Annotated in this window: 15 protein-coding genes; 3 read left to right on the top strand and 12 right to left on the bottom strand. The window is 43.1% G+C overall.

Annotation, left to right across the window (positions count from 1 at the left end):
• Positions 1–53 precede the first annotated feature (53 nt).
• The 5 genes from I6G42_RS03115 to I6G42_RS03095 all read right to left on the bottom strand — a co-directional run bounded on the left by I6G42_RS03115 (position 54) and on the right by I6G42_RS03095 (position 6,859).
• On the bottom strand, positions 54–854 hold the full coding sequence (locus tag I6G42_RS03115) for an SDR family oxidoreductase (protein ID WP_038804195.1): 801 nt from the start codon (positions 852–854) through the stop codon (positions 54–56).
• Positions 855–1,037: 183 nt separating this feature from the next.
• Positions 1,038–2,387 (bottom strand): glucose-6-phosphate isomerase, encoded by a 1,350-nt coding sequence (locus I6G42_RS03110; protein ID WP_000018239.1) that lies wholly within the window; start codon positions 2,385–2,387, stop codon positions 1,038–1,040.
• 171 nt (positions 2,388–2,558) lie between these two features.
• Positions 2,559–3,248 (bottom strand): gamma-glutamyl-gamma-aminobutyrate hydrolase family protein, encoded by a 690-nt coding sequence (locus tag I6G42_RS03105; RefSeq protein ID WP_038804196.1) that lies wholly within the window; start codon positions 3,246–3,248, stop codon positions 2,559–2,561.
• A 136-nt stretch (positions 3,249–3,384) separates the two neighbouring features.
• Positions 3,385–5,151, bottom strand: a complete 1,767-nt coding sequence (locus I6G42_RS03100; protein WP_038804198.1) for an ABC transporter ATP-binding protein — start codon at positions 5,149–5,151, stop codon at positions 3,385–3,387.
• A gap of 1 nt (position 5,152) precedes the next feature.
• Positions 5,153–6,859, bottom strand: a complete 1,707-nt coding sequence (locus I6G42_RS03095) for an ABC transporter ATP-binding protein (RefSeq protein WP_038804199.1) — start codon at positions 6,857–6,859, stop codon at positions 5,153–5,155.
• A gap of 206 nt (positions 6,860–7,065) precedes the next feature.
• Here I6G42_RS03095 and I6G42_RS03090 point away from each other — a divergent pair, with 206 nt between their 5' ends.
• Both I6G42_RS03090 and galU read left to right on the top strand, forming a co-directional pair.
• Positions 7,066–8,082 (top strand): NAD(P)H-dependent glycerol-3-phosphate dehydrogenase, encoded by a 1,017-nt coding sequence (locus I6G42_RS03090; protein WP_038804200.1) that lies wholly within the window; start codon positions 7,066–7,068, stop codon positions 8,080–8,082.
• A 21-nt stretch (positions 8,083–8,103) separates the two neighbouring features.
• Positions 8,104–9,012, top strand: a complete 909-nt coding sequence (gene galU / locus I6G42_RS03085; RefSeq protein ID WP_038804201.1) for a UTP--glucose-1-phosphate uridylyltransferase GalU — start codon at positions 8,104–8,106, stop codon at positions 9,010–9,012.
• A gap of 51 nt (positions 9,013–9,063) precedes the next feature.
• On the opposite strand, the gene I6G42_RS03080 is transcribed toward galU, so the two are convergent.
• From I6G42_RS03080 to pbp1b, 6 genes are all read right to left on the bottom strand, one after another.
• Positions 9,064–9,744, bottom strand: a complete 681-nt coding sequence (locus I6G42_RS03080; protein WP_038804202.1) for a rhomboid family intramembrane serine protease — start codon at positions 9,742–9,744, stop codon at positions 9,064–9,066.
• The gene (locus tag I6G42_RS03075; RefSeq protein ID WP_038804203.1) at positions 9,728–10,267 is read right to left on the bottom strand and encodes a 5-formyltetrahydrofolate cyclo-ligase; all 540 of its coding nucleotides are present in this window, start codon (positions 10,265–10,267) and stop codon (positions 9,728–9,730) included. Before I6G42_RS03075 ends, I6G42_RS03080 begins: the two co-directional genes overlap by 17 nt.
• 11 nt (positions 10,268–10,278) lie before the next feature.
• A complete protein-coding gene (locus I6G42_RS03070) occupies positions 10,279–11,409 on the bottom strand; it encodes an N-acetyldiaminopimelate deacetylase (protein ID WP_038804204.1) in 1,131 nt (376 codons plus the stop codon).
• Between the two features lie 67 nt (positions 11,410–11,476).
• Positions 11,477–12,175, bottom strand: a complete 699-nt coding sequence (gene dapD / locus I6G42_RS03065) for a 2,3,4,5-tetrahydropyridine-2,6-dicarboxylate N-acetyltransferase (protein ID WP_038804205.1) — start codon at positions 12,173–12,175, stop codon at positions 11,477–11,479.
• Positions 12,176–12,260: 85 nt separating this feature from the next.
• Complete coding sequence (locus I6G42_RS03060; protein WP_038804207.1) at positions 12,261–13,169, bottom strand: DMT family transporter; 909 nt, start codon at positions 13,167–13,169, stop codon at positions 12,261–12,263.
• An 80-nt stretch (positions 13,170–13,249) separates the two neighbouring features.
• Positions 13,250–15,712, bottom strand: coding sequence for a penicillin-binding protein PBP1B (gene pbp1b / locus I6G42_RS03055; RefSeq protein ID WP_038804208.1), 2,463 nt, complete (start codon positions 15,710–15,712; stop codon positions 13,250–13,252).
• Positions 15,713–15,852: 140 nt separating this feature from the next.
• Between pbp1b and tyrS the strand changes: the two genes are divergently transcribed.
• Positions 15,853–17,109: a tyrosine--tRNA ligase gene (tyrS, locus tag I6G42_RS03050; protein WP_038804209.1), complete on the top strand. Its 1,257-nt coding sequence runs from the start codon at positions 15,853–15,855 to the stop codon at positions 17,107–17,109.
• Between the two features lie 77 nt (positions 17,110–17,186).
• Here tyrS and I6G42_RS03045 read toward each other — a convergent pair whose 3' ends face one another.
• Positions 17,187–19,247: a heavy metal translocating P-type ATPase gene (locus I6G42_RS03045; RefSeq protein WP_038804210.1), complete on the bottom strand. Its 2,061-nt coding sequence runs from the start codon at positions 19,245–19,247 to the stop codon at positions 17,187–17,189.
• Position 19,248 lies beyond the last annotated feature (1 nt).

Below are 19,248 nucleotides of genomic sequence, written 5' to 3'. Positions count from 1 at the left end.
AATATTATACCATCGATTTACTATGGTCAACTCTCTTCCTCACCTTCATTTTTTTAACCGCGAGTTTTCCCTCCGGCAATATTTGTAGTGACTCCAGTTATATAGCTAGAACGGTCTGAAATATAGAATGCTACAAGGTCAGCTACTTCCCGTAGTTTACCACTTCGTCCCAAAGGAGTTGTTGAAGTTGAAGCATAACCAGCTCGAATATCTTCTACCGTCTTTCCACGGGTATAAGCAAGAGCTTCCTCATAAGAAAGAGTTCGAAGTCCCGTAGCTTCCATAATTCCTGGAGCAATTCCAACCACACGTACACCATGCTTACCCAGCTCTTTTGCCCATGAACGAGTGTAACTATAGACTGCTGCTTTTGTGGCAGCATAGGCACTTTGTCCTTCAGAACCTTCCAAGCCTGCTTCTGAAGCCATGTTCACAATTACACCTTTTCCATTTTTCACTAAAATACGTCCCACTGCCTGACTAACCAGATACAAACCTTTTTGATTAATCATCGTTACTTTTTCAAACGTTTCATCGTCTAACTCGTAAGGACCTTTAGGATTTTCTGCATCAATTAATAATCTGGGAACATTAATCCCTGCATTATTGACTACCGCATCAATATTGCCAAATCTTTCAACTATTTTGGCAACACCCTCTTCTACTTCAGAGCGAGAAGTTACATCAACTTTTACAAATAATAGATTCGGGTGACGCAAATCGTTGTCGCTAAGATCAAAATTCGCTACATTGACTCCTAATTCCAGCAATTCTTCAACGATTGCCTTACCGATCCCAGATGACGCGCCAGTCACAAGAACTGTTTTGCCTTTTATGTTTAACCAATCATTCATTTTGATACCTCTCAAATTTTATTTACAAGGCAATTATACAGCGCTTTCATAAAAGAATTAAGACACTCTTTTTTACACTTTTAAAAAAAATAATAAACTAATTAAGAGGCTTGTACTAAAAATCCACAAGAAATGAACTTGTGGATCTTTTTATATTCTAAATGAACTCAAAGCATATGAGAATCAAAGGCGTGCATTCAACTCAGCACCCAGCTCTTCAAAGCCTGGTTTCCCAAGAAGAGCAAACATGTTTTTCTTATAAGCTTCAACTCCAGGCTGGTCAAATGGATTGATACCATTCAGGTAGCCAGAAAGAGCAATAGCCAACTCAAAGAAGTAAATAGTGTAGCCCAAAGTGAACTCATCTTGCTCAGGCAGTGTCACAAACATATTTGGAACTCCACCATCAGTGTGTGCTAACAGCACTCCATCTGTAGCTTTTTTATTGACAAAGTCAACATCTTTTCCTTGCAAGTAGCCAAGACCGTCCAAGTCTTCTGCCAATTCAGGAATCAGCACATTTTTGCGAGGTTTATCTACACGGATAACTGTTTCAAAGAGGATACGGGTACCTTCCTGGATAAATTGTCCCAGAGAGTGCAAGTCTGTTGAGAAGTTAGCTGAAGTTGGATAAATCCCTTTTTGGTCTTTCCCTTCTGACTCACCAGCCAGTTGCTTCCACCACTCAGAGAAGTATTGCAGAGATGGTTCATAGTTAGCTAGAACTTCTGTCAGATAACCTTTACGGTACAAGATATTGCGTACAACTGCATATTGATATGCTTCATTTTCAGCCAACTTATCAGAAGCATAAGCCTTGCGAGCAGCATTTGCTCCTTCCATTAACTTGCTGATATCAGCTCCTGCAGCTGCGATTGGCAAGAGCCCCACTGCTGTCAATACTGTAAAACGACCACCTACACTATCAGGCACTACAAAAGTATCCCAGCCATTAGCATCTGCTTCAACTTTAACTGCACCTTTAGCGCGGTCTGTAGTTGCGTAGATACGTTGGTTAGCTTCTTCTTGACCGTACTTCTTAACCAAGAGTTCTTTGAAGACACGGAAAGCAATAGCCGGTTCAGTTGTTGTACCTGATTTAGAAATCACGTTTACTGAGAAATCTTTGTCTGATACATAGTCTACCAAATCAGCCAAATAGCTTGAAGAGATAGAGTTTCCAGCATAGAGGATCTGAGGTGCCTTGCGTTCTTCCTTTCTTTGCAAGTTTACAAATGAATTATTCAAGAAATCAATAGCTGCACGAGCTCCTAAATAGGAACCACCAATACCGATTACGATCAATACCTCACTATCAGATTGGATTTTAGCAGCAGCCTTTTGAATACGAGCAAATTCATCTTTGTCATATTCTTCAGGTAAGTTCAACCAGCCAGTCATTTCTGCCCCAGGACCTGTACCATTTCTCAGAGCAGAATCTGCTGCAGTCACTTGAGGCTGCATATAATCTAGTTCATGTGGTGCAACAAATTTATCTAATACTTTTGAATAATCAAATTTAATATGTGACATAATATTCCTCCAAAATTTCTTCTCTTCTATCATAACCCTTACCTTAGATTTTTTCAAGTTTTTATACTGAATTTTTCCAAATTTTATCATAATTTAAACATTTGCGTAAAAAATGTTACAATATTAAAATTTGAACGAAATAAGACAAAAAAACGACTAGGTTTCCAGTCGTTACAATTCATTCAATAAATACTCAAATAATTCTAAGTTGCCATCCTCTTTATTGACCAAAAATTCTGGATGCCACTGCAAACCAATAATACGGTGTTCATCGATAGATTCGATTGCTTCAATCGTTTGGTCACGTGGATCTACTGCAGTTACGCGGAAATTAGGTGCCAAGTCTTTAATACTTTGACGATGAACTGAGTTTACTTGACTTTCTTTACCAAATAACTTAGCCACCACGCTTCCTTCTACTGTCTCAATAGTATGAGATGTTCCAAAAGGCAAGCCTTGCCAGTGACCCTCAATTTCTTGGTGGAGGGTGCCGCCAAAAGCAACGTTTACCAACTGAACGCCACGACAGATTGCCATAATTGGTTTATTCTGACGAAGCGCTTCTTTCAAGAGGGCTAGTTCAAACTCATCGCGTACAAGGTTGTAATCATCGCTCTCAATAGTCTTTTTCTCTCCATAAAACTGAGGATGGACATTTTGCCCACCTGTCAAGATGAGTTTGTCAATCATTTCCACATAATCGCGCACAATGGACTCATCTCCTACAGGAATTACTAAAGGGAGACCACCGACTTGACGAATGCTCTCTGCAAATTTACAGGATACAGATGAGTGAATGTTTTTCCCTTCTGCATCTACAGGACATAGATTTGCAGCAACTCCTACAACCGTTCTAGCCATGATGTGTCTCCTTTCGATTTTCTTGCGACAGTCTTATCTTATCACTCCAACCCTTTCCTGTCTAATATGTTTTTTTAAAGACCGTGATAAGTATTTTTTATGGATAAGAAAAAGCTGCCCAATAAGGACAACTTTTCTATTCGAAGACAAATTGATTGTGATACAGTTCTGAGTAGAAACCGCCGAGCTTGAGCAACTCGTGATGATTTCCACGTTCAATAACCTCTCCATCTTTGAGGACAATAATCTGATCGGCATTGAGGATGGTCTTGAGACGATGGGCAATGACAAAACTGGTTCGACCTGCTACAACTGCCTCCATGGCATGTTGAATTTTGCTTTCTGTTACGGTGTCCACATTGGAAGTCGCTTCATCTAAAATTAGGACTTGGGGATCTGTCATCAAGGTTCGAGCGATGGAAATCAATTGTTTCTGCCCAGTCGAAAAGATATTTTGCTCATCATCAATAAGGGTATCATACTTGTCAGGCAAGCTTTCGATGTAGTCATGAATATGAGTTGCCTTGGCAGCTGCTTCGACCATTTCCTGACTGGCATCTGGCACACCAAAGCGGATATTGTCTCGGATTGTTCCGCTAAACAAGACCGAATCCTGCAAGACAATACCGACCTTACTCCGCAGGCTGTCCAAGTCGTAGTCACGGATATCTTTGCCATCAAAGGAAATGCTACCTGCATCCACATCGTAGAAGCGATTGATAAGGTTCATGATGGTCGTCTTCCCTGAACCAGTCGGACCGACAACTGCTACCATCTGCCCCTTAGGAGCTGAAATGCTAACATCTTTTAAAATCGGCTTATCTGGCACATAAGAGAAATCAATGTGACTGATTTCAACACCTTCTCGTAATTCCGTAAAGGCCGGTGCATTTTGCGGGCGAATCTCTTCTTCTGCATCGAACATTTCTTGGATACGATCCGCTCCAGTAAAGGCCAACTGGAGGCTCCCCCAACTCGCAGCCACCTGGATAATCGGCTGGTAGTACTGCTGAGAAAATTGAGTAAACATGACAATCAAACCTAGGGCCGTCGTTGTTTCGATACTTGGATCGTTCAGCAAGACCGCAGAACCTGCAAAAATGACGATGGCTGTGTTGACCAAACTCATCCCATTCATAACAGGAAAGAGGATGCCTGAGAACATTCTCCCTTTAAAGGTTGCCTTGCGCACACGCTCATTTCGCTCCACAAAGCCTGCTACGATGTCGTCTTGAATCCCTTGTACGATAAAAGTTTTCTGTCCAGAAATACTCTCATCCATGTAAGCATTGAGTTTCCCAACCTCTTTTTGCTGGAGATTAGTGTACTTGCGGGCCATTTTCACGATGAAGACCAACATGAGAAAGGCCACCGGAGTGCTGGCTACTGTTATCAGGGCTAGCGTCACATTTCTCGAAAACATGACAAAAATTAAACCGATGTAAAGAGCAATATTGCTCATAACCTGAACTAGACTTTCATTGAAGGCTTGAAGGATATTGTCTAAGTCACTAGTGAAGCGAGAGAGGATGTCACCATCCTGGTGGCGGTCAAAGAAAGAAACCGTCAAACGTGAAAGTTTGCCAAAAAGACCCTTACGCATTTCATTTGTCGACTCGGCAATCACACGGGTCATCAAGGCCATGTAAATCAAACTGGACACTACCAAAACCAGCACAACCAGTGCTAGATTCAGCATCAGAGCTGACAAACTTTGCCAGGCTAGTTCGGAAGTTCCATCTTGATAAGCTAGAACTAGATTAGCGAGCTCCGTCACTGCTTGACCCGAAAAAACAGGAAAGAGAGCTTGGGCAATCGTCGCAATTGCAACCATCAGAATCACAATGACAAAGGAGAGCTTGTAAACTTTAAAATAATTCCAGAAAAATCGAACGGTTTTCATTTTATTCCTCCTTTCCCTTTTGTGTTTCGTAGATCTCACGGTAGACAGCATTGCTAGCTACCAAGTCTGCATGCCTTCCTTCTCCAATCAAGCGCCCTTGGTCCAAGACCAAAATCTTGTCTGCATGGACGACTGAGCTGATTTTTTGAGCGATGATAATGGTTGTTGTCCCTTTCAGGTCTTTGTTCAAAGCTTCCTGCACGAGTCTCTCTGACTTGGCATCCAAGGCCGAAGTCGAATCGTCAAAAATCAGGATACGGGGATTGCTGACAATCCCACGGGCAATGGACATCCGTTGCTTTTGTCCACCAGAAAAGTTGGTACCACGTTCTTCGACCTGACTCTCAAATTTGTTTTCCATACGTCCAATAAATTCACTGGCTTGGGCGATACGTGCCGCACGTTCCAGTTCGGACACGCTGGCATTGCCTTTTCCTTGACGGAGATTATCTGCAATGGTCCCACTAAAGAGAATAGCACGTTGCAAGACGATGGAAACTGTTTTACGCAAGGTTCCCTCGCTGACGTCTCGAATATCCTTGCCACCAATCTTGATAGATCCCTCCTGTGGATCAAAAAGTCGTGGAATTAACTGGGCAAGGGTGGACTTACCTGCCCCAGTCGCTCCAACCACACCGACCATCTGACCTGGCGCAACTTCAAAACTTACATTCTTAAGCATGGGCTCTTCATCAGCAGGATAAGTGAAGGTCACATTTTCAAAAGAGAGACTTCCTTCTAGATCCTCATCTGGAAGATCCTTAAAAGTCATCGCTGGCTCGGTATCTAGAACCTCACGGATACGCATCATCGAAATCATAGCCCGACTGACAGAATTCCCTAAAAATCCAACCATGACGATTGTAAAGATAATCTGACTGAGATAGTTAACAAAGGAAGCAATAGAACCAACGACTGACGGATCCGACTGAGCCATTCCCGCAACCAACCAGATGGAGAGGAAAACCGCTCCGTACCCAATGAGCATCATAAAAGGTTCCACTACTGAAAAGGCATAACCAATATAAATATTTTGTCCCAGAAGCTCATCTGAGACCTCAGTAAACTTGTCAAATTGCTCTTTTTCCTGCACAAAGGATTTGACCACACGCACACCACGTAGATTTTCCTTGGCGATGGCATTAATTCGTTCAAGAAGGGTTTGAAACTTGGCAAAGCGTGGCCCCATCATTCCCATCATGATACCTGTAAGCGCAAAAATCAGCACTACCATAAGGACAATTACCCACCAAAGCGAAGGCAGGGTGTGAACCGCTAAGATAAAGGAACCAATAAAAAGCAAAGGAAGACGGAAAAGGATTTGGAAAACCATCATCACCATGTTCTGAATTTGGTTGATATCATTGGTCATGCGGACAACCAGATTCCCAGCATTAAACCGCTCAATGTTGGCATAAGAAAAGGTTTGGATCTTACGAAAAGCATCTTCACGAAGGTCCGAAGATACTCCCTGAGCGATATAGGCTGCAAGAATAACATTGACACCACCTGCAACCAGACCCACGAGGGCTACTCCTATCAACCATGCCCCAATACTATAAATAGCCTCATGTTGGCCAGCCAGTAGAGCATCTAAAACCTCCTGCAAATAGCGAGGTTGCAAGAGCGAGCTCGCAACCATCAAGCCTGTCATCACAAAGGATGCCAAGGCTTGCCATTTATAGGCTTTAATTTTTTCAATCAGCATACTTCCTCCTAATCAGATAGACAAAAGGGAGTGACGAAATTCGCCAGCTCCTCTCATTCTTTCATGTTGATGCTATTCTAGCAAAAAAGAGGAATCTTGTCAAAGGCGTTTTCTTATTACAAATTAGTGCGCTTTCACTCGCAAGTAATGCATGAAAAGGCTTTTTATGGTAAAATGAAAAGAAGAACTCTTAAAAGGAGGAGAAGATGAAGAAACAAACCATCGCTGTCTTGGGTCCTGGTTCTTGGGGGACTGCCCTTTCGCAGGTCCTAAACGACAATGGACACGAGGTTCGCATTTGGGGAAATATTCCCGACCAGATCGATGAAATCAATAGCCAACATACAAACAAACGCTACTTTAAAGACATCCTACTCGACGAAAACATCAAGGCATACCATGACTTGAAAGAAACACTAAAGGATGTGGATGCTGTTTTATTTGTAGTCCCAACAAAAGTAACGAGACTGGTTGCCCAACAAGTAGCACAGGTACTTGATCACAAGGTTGTCATCATGCATGCCTCCAAAGGCTTGGAACCAGATAGTCACAAACGCCTATCAACCATTCTTGAAGAGGAAATTCCAGCTGACCTCCGTAGTGACATCATCGTTGTTTCAGGTCCTAGCCACGCTGAGGAAACGATTGTACGCGATATCACCTTGATCACCGCAGCCTCTAAAGACCTTGAAACTGCTCAGTACGTACAAAATCTCTTTAGCAATCACTACTTCCGCCTCTATACCAATACGGATGTTATCGGGGTTGAAACCGCTGGTGCTCTTAAAAACATCATCGCAGTTGGTGCTGGAGCATTACATGGTCTAGGATTTGGCGACAATGCCAAGGCAGCCATCATCGCCCGTGGCTTGGCAGAAATCACCCGTCTAGGTGTCGCTCTTGGAGCTAATCCTCTGACTTATAGCGGTCTTTCTGGAGTTGGTGATTTGATCGTAACAGGGACATCTGTCCACTCTCGTAACTGGAGGGCAGGTGACGCTCTCGGTCGTGGAGAATCCCTCGCAGACATCGAAGCCAACATGGGCATGGTCATTGAAGGAATTTCAACGACTCGAGCAGCTTACGAACTGGCTCAGGAATTGGGTGTCTACATGCCAATCACACAAGCCATTTATCGAGTTATCTATGAAGGTGTCAATATCAAAGAAGCAATCAATGACATCATGAACAACGAATTTAAAGCAGAAAACGAATGGTCTTAGACCCTTATAGAAAGGAACATTATGAAACAAAAAGTCAGAAAAGCAGTCATCCCTGCAGCTGGATTGGGAACTCGTTTCCTCCCTGCAACCAAGGCCTTAGCCAAGGAAATGTTGCCAATCGTAGATAAACCAACCATCCAATTTATCGTTGAAGAAGCCCTCAAATCTGGAATCGAAGATATCTTGGTTGTTACTGGTAAGTCAAAACGTTCCATTGAGGACCACTTCGACTCAAACTTCGAATTGGAATACAACCTCAAAGAAAAAGGGAAAACAGATCTTTTGAAGCTAGTTGATGAAACAACTGGCATGCGTCTGCATTTTATCCGCCAAACTCATCCACGCGGTCTCGGAGATGCTGTTTTGCAAGCCAAGGCTTTCGTCGGAAATGAACCTTTTGTCGTGATGCTTGGGGATGACTTGATGGATATCACTAATGAAAAGGCTGTTCCGCTCACCAAACAACTCATGGATGACTATGAACGTACCCACGCGTCTACTATCGCTGTCATGCCTGTCCCTCACGATGAAGTATCTGCCTATGGGGTTATTGCACCGCAAGGCGAAGGGAAAAACGGCCTTTACAGTGTTGAAACCTTTGTTGAAAAACCTGCTCCAGAGGACGCTCCTAGCGACCTTGCTATTATTGGACGCTACCTCCTCACACCTGAAATTTTCCAAATCCTCGAAAACCAAGCTCCAGGTTCAGGAAATGAAATTCAGCTGACAGATGCGATCGACACCCTCAATAAAACACAACGTGTATTTGCTCGTGAGTTCAAGGGTTCCCGCTACGATGTCGGAGACAAGTTTGGCTTTATGAAAACATCCATCGACTACGCTCTGAGACACCCACAAGTCAAAGACGACTTGAAAGACTACCTCATCCAACTCGGAAAAGAGTTAGCTGGAGAGAAATTAAAAAAATAATCTATAACAAAAGAAGAACTAGGGTGGTTGACTATCCTAGTTCTTTTTTATTTACACATAGCTCATTCCCTTATAGAAAAGGAAAACGGCTAGTGCGATAAAAAGTACAGTTGCTCCTATTCGCTGGCTGGTGCTATACATTCTTTTTTCCCATTTGACTGGAAAGATGACTGCTAGAAAGGCCCCTCCTACTGCGCCACCGATATGCCCTGCTAGGCTGATTCCTGGAATCAGAATACTTCCAATGATATTTATCACGAAAAGCGTCAGGTAGGATTGCCCTAACTGCTGGATATAGGGGCTGCGAGTCGCATAGCGCAAAACGATAATCGCAGCAAATAATCCATAGAGAGAAGTGGAGGCACCTGCTGCTAGAACTTTCGGTGTGAAAGCAAAAACAAAGAGATTGCCCATCATTCCTGATAAGAGATAAAGAAGGAAAAATTGCTTAGAGCCGAAAATCTCCTCCACCTGTTGTCCAAGAAAGTAGAGTGAAATCATATTGACAATGAAATGTTCCCAACCGATATGCACAAATATAGCCGAAAAAAGGCGCCAGAACTGCTCTGGGAACAGGCGAATGATCGGTCCATACATAGCTCCAAACTGAAACAGAGTTTTGACTTGATCAAAGTTGATACCCGTAGTAATCAGCATCAGTAGAAATACAAAGCCAGTCACTAGGAGAAAAAAACTAGTCACAGAGTAGCGTTTATCAAAGATTTCCTTCATAGATTAGCACCTCCTGAACGGGAATATCATGGTCTTCAGAGTTGAAATTCTGGATTTGACAAGGATAGATTGTACTCATGGTCTGACCAGCAAAATTCTCCAGATAGCGGTCGTAATAGCCTCCGCCATATCCAATCCGATAGCCCTCTGTTGTAAAAGCCAAGCCCGGAACATGAATTAAATCAATCTGAGACGGATCCACCACTTCCAAGTCCCCTTGGGGCTCCAGTAAACCAAAGGAAGTTTTTTTCAACTGCTGCGGATCGTAGACCACAAACTCCATACGCCCCTTGGAATAGGTTTTGGGTATCAAAACCTTTTTGCCGTCCTTCAGCGCCTGGTCAATCAGTTCCTGCGTTTGAAATTCATGAGTGAAAGAGAGATAGGTTGCGATGGCTTTGGCTTCTTGGTAAAAGGGGTGATGTAAGAAACGCTCAGTTAAAACTCGATCCATAGCCTGTTTTTGCTTCTGAGATAAAGCCTTCATTTCGTGCAAGACTTTCTTGCGTAGTTCTGCTTTCATAGATAATTCCTCTACTCCGCCGCCTTCTTTTTCAGGAAACTAGATACTGCTTCCACCCCAATAGCTAAGACCTCTTCTTTGGGACTCATCTGAGGGTGGTGAAGGGCGTAAGGACTATCGATACCTAGCCAGAACATAACGCCATCTACCTTCGAAAGGAGATAACCAAAGTCCTCACCAGTCATAGCTGGCTCGATATCAATCAACTCAATTCCGTCTTTTTCTTCAAAGAAGTCCATCAGTTCACGCGCCAAGGCTGGATTGTTCTCAACAGGTAGGTAGCCTCCTTGCTTGAGTTCTACTTCGACTTCCATATCAAAGGCTGCTGCAACCCCTTCTGCGACTGTCTTGACTCTTTTTTGTACTAGGAGGCTCATGTCCTGAGTCAAGGCGCGAATGGTTCCATGTAAAAAGGCTGTGTCTGTAATGACATTGTTGGTTGTTCCAGCTTGGAAAAGGCCAAAGGTCACCACTGCTCCTTCGATTGGATTAACATTGCGGCTGACAACTGACTGCACCTGGGTCACAAAGTAACTAGCAACCACCAAGGCGTCATTGGCTTCATGCGGAAAGGCTGCGTGCCCGCCTTTTCCTTTGAAACGAATCTTAACTTCGCAAGTCCCAGCAAAAAGCGTGTGGGTATTGGTCGCAATCTGGCCGACTTTCAGATCCGGACGAACATGGAGACCATAAAACTGGTCTGGTAGCCAGTCCCCAAAAGCACCATCTTCATACATGAGCATACCACCAGCTTCATTTTCTTCAGCAGGCTGAAATAGGAAGAGCAAATTATTCTTGGGTTGCTCCTCAAGGGCGTGTTCTAGGCAGCCCAAGGCAATGGTCATGTGGAAATCATGGCCACAAGCATGCATGCGACCTTGGTGTTGAGAAGCAAAAGGCTGGCCTGTTTGTTCGACGATAGGCAGACCATCAATGTCTGTTCGCCAACCAATGGTTCGTTCCGGCTGACTTCCCTGCAGGTAGACCAAAATCCCTGTTCGCCAAGTACGAACTTGGACAAAATCCTTGCCCTCTGTCAATTTCTCAATCACATCCAGCAAATAAGCCTGAGTCTTGAATTCCTCCAAGCCAATCTCTGGAATCTGGTGCAAATCTCGTCTAGTCTGAATCAAATCTAACATCTATCTGTCCTCCTATATAGCAGAAAGAGGCTGGAAAAAGGGTTCCGCCTCTTTTTTACTTTTACCATTACAAGGTACGAAGCGCATCCTCTAGCGCTGTTTTTTGTTGGGTTTGGGCATCAATCTCTTTGATGATACGAGCCGGAACACCTGCTACTACAACGTTTTCTGGGACATCTTGAGTCACGATAGCTCCTGCAGCGACAACTGAACCACTACCGATTTGGACTCCTTCGATGACCACTGCATTGGCTCCGATGAGAACATTGTCTCCAACACGGACTGGATCGGCACTAGCTGGCTCAATCACACCTGCCAAAACTGCACCTGCACCAACGTGGCTGTTTTTCCCAACGATGGCGCGGCCACCAAGGATAGCACCCATATCAATCATGGTTCCAGCACCGATTTCAGCACCGATATTGATAACAGCTCCCATCATGATAACAGCATTGTCACCAATTTCCACCTGGTCACGGATAATAGCACCCGGCTCGATACGAGCGTTGATAGCACGTTTGTCTAGCAAGGGAACTGCAGAATTACGAGCATCTTGTTCGACAACATAGTCTTGATTTTCTACCAAACCTTCGAGAAGCGGAGCGACGTCCTTCCAGTCTCCAAATAGAACATTGCCTAGTTTGACAACAGAGCTAGGTAGAGCAGATGCGAGTTCTCCCTCAAAGGTTACTTTAACACTGGTTTTCTTTTCCGCATTGGCGATAAATTGGATGATTTCTTGGGCATTCATTTTTGTGGCAGTCATAGGCGCCTCCTGGTTCGTTATAATGATACCTATTCTACCAAAAAAGGCTTCAAATTTGAAGTCTTAAGCACTCGAACAGAACATTTTACCTTTCCTTCGTTTCCTCAATTGATAAGAAAACCATTGGAACGATAATCAAAATCATAGCCAAAGCTAGAAAACCATCCAAAACCATACCTAGAAATAGCACACTTAACAATGCGGAAGATAAAGGTTCACTGGCACTCACAACTGACACAACTAACGGTGAGACGAGTAGCACAGCCTTCATCGAAAGGAAAAAAGCAAAAGCCGTTCCAAACACAGCAATAGTAAAACAAATCAAAAGGCTCGTCACATCAAGTTGAAAGGTAATCTGATGAACAGGATAAAGAAAATTGCTAAAAACACCTGCTAGCAACATCCCCCAACCAACGGTTGGCACAAAACCATAGTCACGTGCAAAACGCTGAGGTAGGATAACGTTGAACATAACCCCTACAGCACTGAGTAGCCCCGTCACTAAAGCCAGAGGTGTCATTGATAGCTTGGATAAATCCCCTTTTGTAGCCATCAAAAAAACACCTAGCATGGCAATCAAAACATAGAGAATGGCTGTGATAGAAGCCTTCTTTTGATAAATGATACGATTATAAAACAAGATAAAAACTGGACTGATAAATTGCAAAATCGTTGCTGTCGTCGCATTCGAATATTCAACACAGAGATAGAAGAAAAACTGTACAGAAAAAATCCCCAGAATAGCGTAAGCGAAAAAAGGCAGATAGTTTTTCTTATTTCGCCAAATGTCCAATAATTGAAAGCGCAACTGAAAGGCAGATAAAATCAAGACCAAGCTACCTGCAAAAAGCAAGCGCATGGAAGTGATCCAGCCAGACGACACCTGATAATGGGTGAAAAAATATTCTCCCAGAATACCACAAATTCCCCAAATCAGACCTGACAACAGTGAATACAAGGTTCCCTTAAAAATCTTCTTTTGATACTTATTCATTCTCCTATTGTAACACGAAATGAAAAAAGAAAAAAGTAGCACGAAACATAATATTAAATGAAACTTGCTACTTTTTTATTCTATCGATTTGATTGATTTGAGCGAGTTGATGAGCTTGTTCCCGAACTACCACTTGAACTTGGGAGAGTTGGGGTAGGGAGAGTGGGTAAACTTCCTAAAATGCTCTTCCAAGCATTTTGATAATCGGCATCGCTCCCTCCGATGGCAAAGCGGTAAGTGGTTACTGGCGCCCCTTCTTTAGTAGCCCAATAGCTCGTTACTGTAGAACCTGAAACGGTGACTTCTTTGCCATTGATTGTGACCTTGCCAGGTTTTTCTCCTGTCGATTTGAGGACTTGAGACTTGGTCACACTTGGGTCTAGACTAAAGCGCTCATTCCCCCATATGCCAGGTTCGGCTTGCTGGATAGCATTGACCAAGTGGGCCATATAGTTGGCATTGCGGTAATGGCCTGCTCCTTTGGCTAGCGGTCGGTTGTCGTCGTGACCTAACCAGCCACCCAAAGTCAAGCGAGGTGTAGAAAGCATGAGCCACATATTTTCATCTTCATTAGTCGTTCCAGTTTTTCCGATCCAGTCAGCACGAGCCAGACTTGGATTGATAGAAGCCAAGTCGGTCTGGAAGCTCGAAGTAATTCGAGATGAGATCACCTCGCGAAGCAGACTCTGCATGATGGTCGCTGTCGCTTTTGAATAAACTTGAACAGGTTGAGTTTTATATTCATAAATCACTTGTCCAGTCGTCGATTCAATCTTGGAAATCATATGTTTCTTATGGTAGACCCCATTATTAGCCAAGGTCTGATAACCATTGGTATGCTGAGCAACTGTAACATCAATCCCCCCACCCATCGGTAAACTTTCGATACCATATTCTGGGATTTCATAACCCATTTTTTCCATATAGCCTTTGACATCGACCCCCTTCTCTCGAAGCGAACGATAAGTCCAGTAGGCTGGGATATTCCATGAATAGTTGAGGGCTTCTCCTAAGGTCATCATCCCTGTACCAGGACTATTGACATACATGATGGGATTGCCGTTTGAAAAGTTTGTCGGGTAGTTAGACAAGATGCTTGCACTTCCCATCAAACCTTGGTCAATCGCGATACCATAGGCCAGTATAGGCTTAGTGGTTGAAGCTGGAGAACGCTTGGTATCGATAGCGTGATTGTTCTGATTTTCTTGGTAATTACGGCCACCAACAAATCCAAAGATAGCTCCCGTTTGGTTGTCCATGAGGACATTCCCCACCTCAGGCTGGCCTGTCGAATCATCTAGCAGATAGCCATAGGTCGCAACCGCATTTTGCATTGCGGTATGAACATTTTTATTGATAGTTGTCGTAATCTTATACCCACCATTCTCAATTTCCTTAGTGGCTAGATCACGATAAGCTTTTTGGATGGACTCATTCTTTAACTCTTGAGCAGAGACATGATCTCTCTCAACTAGATAATCATACATCCGATCTGTAGCTTCTGCCAAGGTTGCAAAGTAAAGATAGTCGCGTGAGCTTCCGTTGACACTACCTGATGGTAGAAAGTCTTGCTTAAAGTCATAATCCTTGTACTTGTCGTAATCTTCTTGGCTCAGAGCACCTGTCCGGTACATATTATAGAGGACGTCCTTGGCACGCTTGATTCCCAAAGCCATATCCTCATCACTCTTCATACTTCCGTCAGATTCATAAGGGGAATAACTAATCGGACTCTGTGGCAAGCCTGCGATAAAAGCCGCTTGAGGGACCGTTAAGTCCGAAGCTTTGACTCCAAAGATTCCTTCTGCAGCCTGCTGCGCACCTGCAATATTTTGACCTTTGTGATTGCGACCGAAAGGAGCAATATTCAGATAGGTTGTCAGAATTTCGTCCTTGCTCATGACGCGCTCCAAGGCAAGAGCATCTACGATTTCTGTCGCCTTACGAGCCAAGGTCGGAGCATCCCCTACCACCTGTTGCTTGATGACCTGCTGGGTCAAGGTCGAACCACCACTGGACGACCCTAGACCGACAAAGGTTCCCAAGGTCGCACGAATAACTGCCTTAGGTACAACTCCCTTGTGTTCATTGAAATGCTCATCCTCTGTCGCAATAATGGCTTTCTTAAGATTATCTGATATAGCATCCGAAGCAACTGAAGTGCGCAACAAATCGCCCTCAATCGAAGCAATGGTAGTCCCGTCAGAATAGGCGATTTCTGAGATAGAGGCAATATCCTTTACTTGTTTAACCAACTCTTCTGCTTGAGGAACCTGAGCCTTGTCAAATAGAGCGACTCCATAACCCATAGCCACACCAGCACCAAGAAGACTTCCGATAAAGCCTAGGATAAAGAGAGTGTTGAAGGTCACTTTAAAAGCACTCAAAATCTTAGCCAAAATAGACCCAACCCTTCTGACTTTGTCAGAAGAAGCCACTTTCTTATCAGTCTTTTTACTTGCTTGTTTTTTCTTCCATTTGGCAGTTAGTTGCTGGAAAAAATGCAGCAACTTTGTTTTTAATTCACTGTTTCTTTTTTTCATGAATGTCCTCACTTTCTCTATTATATCATAAAAGGTAAACTTTCAATAAAATAGCCACTTTCTTCCCTATTCTACTAGGCTATTGCCCAAGTTTGTGATACAATAGGTAGAAACAATATTTTAAAAAGGAGAAAAGACACATGCACATTTTTGATGAGCTAAAAGAGCGTGGTTTGATCTTTCAAACGACTGATGAAGAAGCTTTGCGCAAAGCCCTAGAAGAAGGTCAAGTTTCTTATTATACTGGCTACGATCCAACTGCTGACAGCCTTCACCTAGGCCACCTTGTCGCAATCTTGACAAGTCGTCGTTTGCAACTAGCAGGTCACAAACCTTACGCGCTCGTTGGCGGTGCTACAGGTCTCATCGGAGATCCGTCCTTCAAAGATGCTGAGCGTAGTCTCCAAACAAAAGACACAGTAGAGGGCTGGGTCAAGTCTATCCAAGGACAACTTTCTCGTTTTCTTGATTTTGAAAATGGGGAAAATAAAGCTGTCATGGTCAACAACTACGACTGGTTTGGCAGCATCAGCTTCATTGACTTCCTCCGTGATATCGGAAAATACTTCACTGTCAACTACATGATGAGCAAGGAGTCTGTGAAAAAACGGATCGAGACAGGGATTTCTTACACAGAATTTGCCTACCAAATCATGCAAGGGTACGACTTCTTTGTCCTTAACCAAGAGCACAACGTAACGCTACAAATCGGTGGTTCTGACCAGTGGGGAAATATGACCGCAGGTACCGAATTGCTTCGCCGTAAGGCTGATAAGACTGGTCACGTTATCACAGTTCCTCTCATCACTGATGCGACTGGTAAGAAATTTGGTAAATCTGAAGGAAACGCAGTCTGGCTCAATCCCGAAAAGACTTCCCCATACGAAATGTACCAATTCTGGATGAACGTCATGGATGCTGACGCTGTTCGCTTCTTGAAGATCTTTACCTTCTTGTCACTGGACGAGATTGAAGAGATCCGCAAGCAGTTTGAAGCGGCGCCACACGAACGCTTGGCTCAGAAAGTCTTGGCTCGTGAAGTCGTTACACTTGTTCACGGCGAAGAAGCCTATAAGGAAGCCCTCAATATCACAGAGCAACTCTTTGCTGGAAATATCAAAAACCTTTCTGTCAAAGAACTCAAACAAGGACTTCGTGGAGTGCCAAACTACCAAGTACAAGCAGACGAAAACCACAATATCGTGGAATTGCTCGTATCTTCTGGTGTGGTTAATTCCAAACGTCAAGCCCGCGAAGATGTTCAAAATGGAGCTATCTACATCAACGGCGACCGTATCCAAGACCTTGACTATGTCTTGAGTGACGCAGATAAGTTAGAAAACGAACTAACTGTTATCCGCCGCGGAAAGAAGAAATACTTTGTATTGACTTACTAAATTGTTAAACATTTACCTATAAACAAAGGAGTTACCCTCGAGAAAGGTAACTCCTTTTTGCTGTGAATAGTCCCCACCTATCCCTTAATAGACAGGCTACGCAGGACTATGCGTAAGGTTGTTAGATTATGTAGGATAGAGAGGTTTGAAGGACTGAGCCAATTAAACAAGCCAAAGCCAATCAAACTACTATTTACGACAACGGTATCTTGAATATTCTTCTTGATAAGTGTTTGCAAAGATGATGATAGCAAATCCAACTCTTGGAAGAAATCCAAGCGATTATCTAACAATAAGATATCACTCATTTGCTTAGAAATATCTGCACTCTCATTCATCACCACACCGATATCTGATAGGGTTAGAGCAGCTGAGTCATTCAATCCATCCCCAACCATCAAAATAGTGTGACCTGCTCTCTGCAGTTTCTCTACTAACTCGAACTTCCCATCAGGTTTCAAGTCTGTATAGACTTGATCAAAGGGCAAATCTTTTACTAATTCCTCTGTCCTAACCAGGGTATCCCCTGTTGCCAGAATCAATTTTTTCCCTTGTGCCCTAAGTTTCTCCAAGGCTGCTTTTGCTTCTTTTCTCAAAGGAGTATGGATGCAGAACATTCCAATCAATTCATTCTGATATGCTAAGAATAAGAGATTGTAGTGGCTCTTATACTCTTCAATTAAAGCATTTTGTTCCGAACTGATATGAATCTGCTCATCCTGCATCAAGACATAATTCCCAATAACAACTGGTTGGCCATCGATATGGGACTTAATTCCCTTGCTTGCAATATATTGGAGTTTCCCATGCATTTCCTCATGTTCAATTCCCTCTATCTCAGCTTGCTTGACAATGGCATTAGCAATAGGATGATAAATGTGTTCCTCAAGACAGGCACTGATTCTGAGAATATCTTCCTCGCTATAATCCCCAAAAGGTAACACCTTTTCAACTATAGGATAGCTAGTTGTGATTGTTCCTGTCTTATCAAACAAGAAAGTATCAACTTCCAGATATTTCTCTAGAACATCTCCATCTTTAATTACCATCTCACGATTCAATCCCTCCTTGATAGCTGTCAAATAAGCTATAGGAGTAGAGATTTTCAAAGCGCAGGAGAAATCGACCAATAGGAATGAAATAGCCTTAGAAAAAGAGCCCGTTAATAGGTAAGTCAGACCAGCCCCCAAGAAATTATATTTGACGACCTTGTCCGCCATCTTGATGAAATAGCGTTGTTTCGTTTTCTTATTTTCTTCAGATTTCTTCATCAACTCAATCAGCTGTAAAATACGGCTATTCATCTGATTATCGGTTACACGAATGCGTAGCTCCCCAGTCTCCAAGACTGTGTTTGCACAAACCAAATCAGACTCTCTTTTTTCAACTGGAAAACTCTCTCCCGTCAAGGAACTTTCGTTGACCATACCTAAACCTGAAACTACTTGTCCATCAAACAGAATTTCATTTCCTTGAGATAGGACCAAGACATCTCCTATTTGAACATCGGAACTCTTGATACTAACGACCGTATCACCCTGTACCAAGAATACATCGCTTTCTTTTGCAAGAAGGCTTTGTTCTAAATCTGTTGCAGTTTTTTTCAAGGACCACTGATCTAAATGATTCCCCAAATCAAGCATAAACATGATGTTGCTGGCAGTCTTGGATTGATTCATGAACAAAGACAATAAAATCGCCGAACAGTCCAAGACCTCCATCGTTAGTTCCTTACGCGCTAGGGTCTGATAGGCTTCTCTAACATAACCCAAAGCCTGGTAACAGGTCCAGATATATCGAATAGGATAAGGTACAAAACTACGAAAAAGCACACGCTTAATCGCTGCACCTGAAACGATAGAATAGGCACTCTCTTCTCTACGAACAGGAAGAGTCATCAACTCAGAAACTTTCCCTTTATCAATTCTTTTTAAAAAGGCTTCTGCATTGTCTAATACAGAGAAGCCTTCTTTTATACGTAGGGTAAAGTGCTGTTGATCCATGTAAAACTGGATAGACTCAATTCCCTTCTCATCTCTCGCCAAGGAACGAAGATAGTCTTGAATATCCAAGGTGAGTGAAAAAGAAGATGATAGTCGGATATGTTGATATCCTCTATATAGCACTTTAAAAGACATA

It is taken from the genome of Streptococcus oralis (genome assembly GCF_016028255.1).
GTDB classification, from domain to species: Bacteria; Bacillota; Bacilli; order Lactobacillales; family Streptococcaceae; genus Streptococcus; species Streptococcus oralis_AC.
This window is presented reverse-complemented; position numbering and strand designations above follow the sequence as displayed.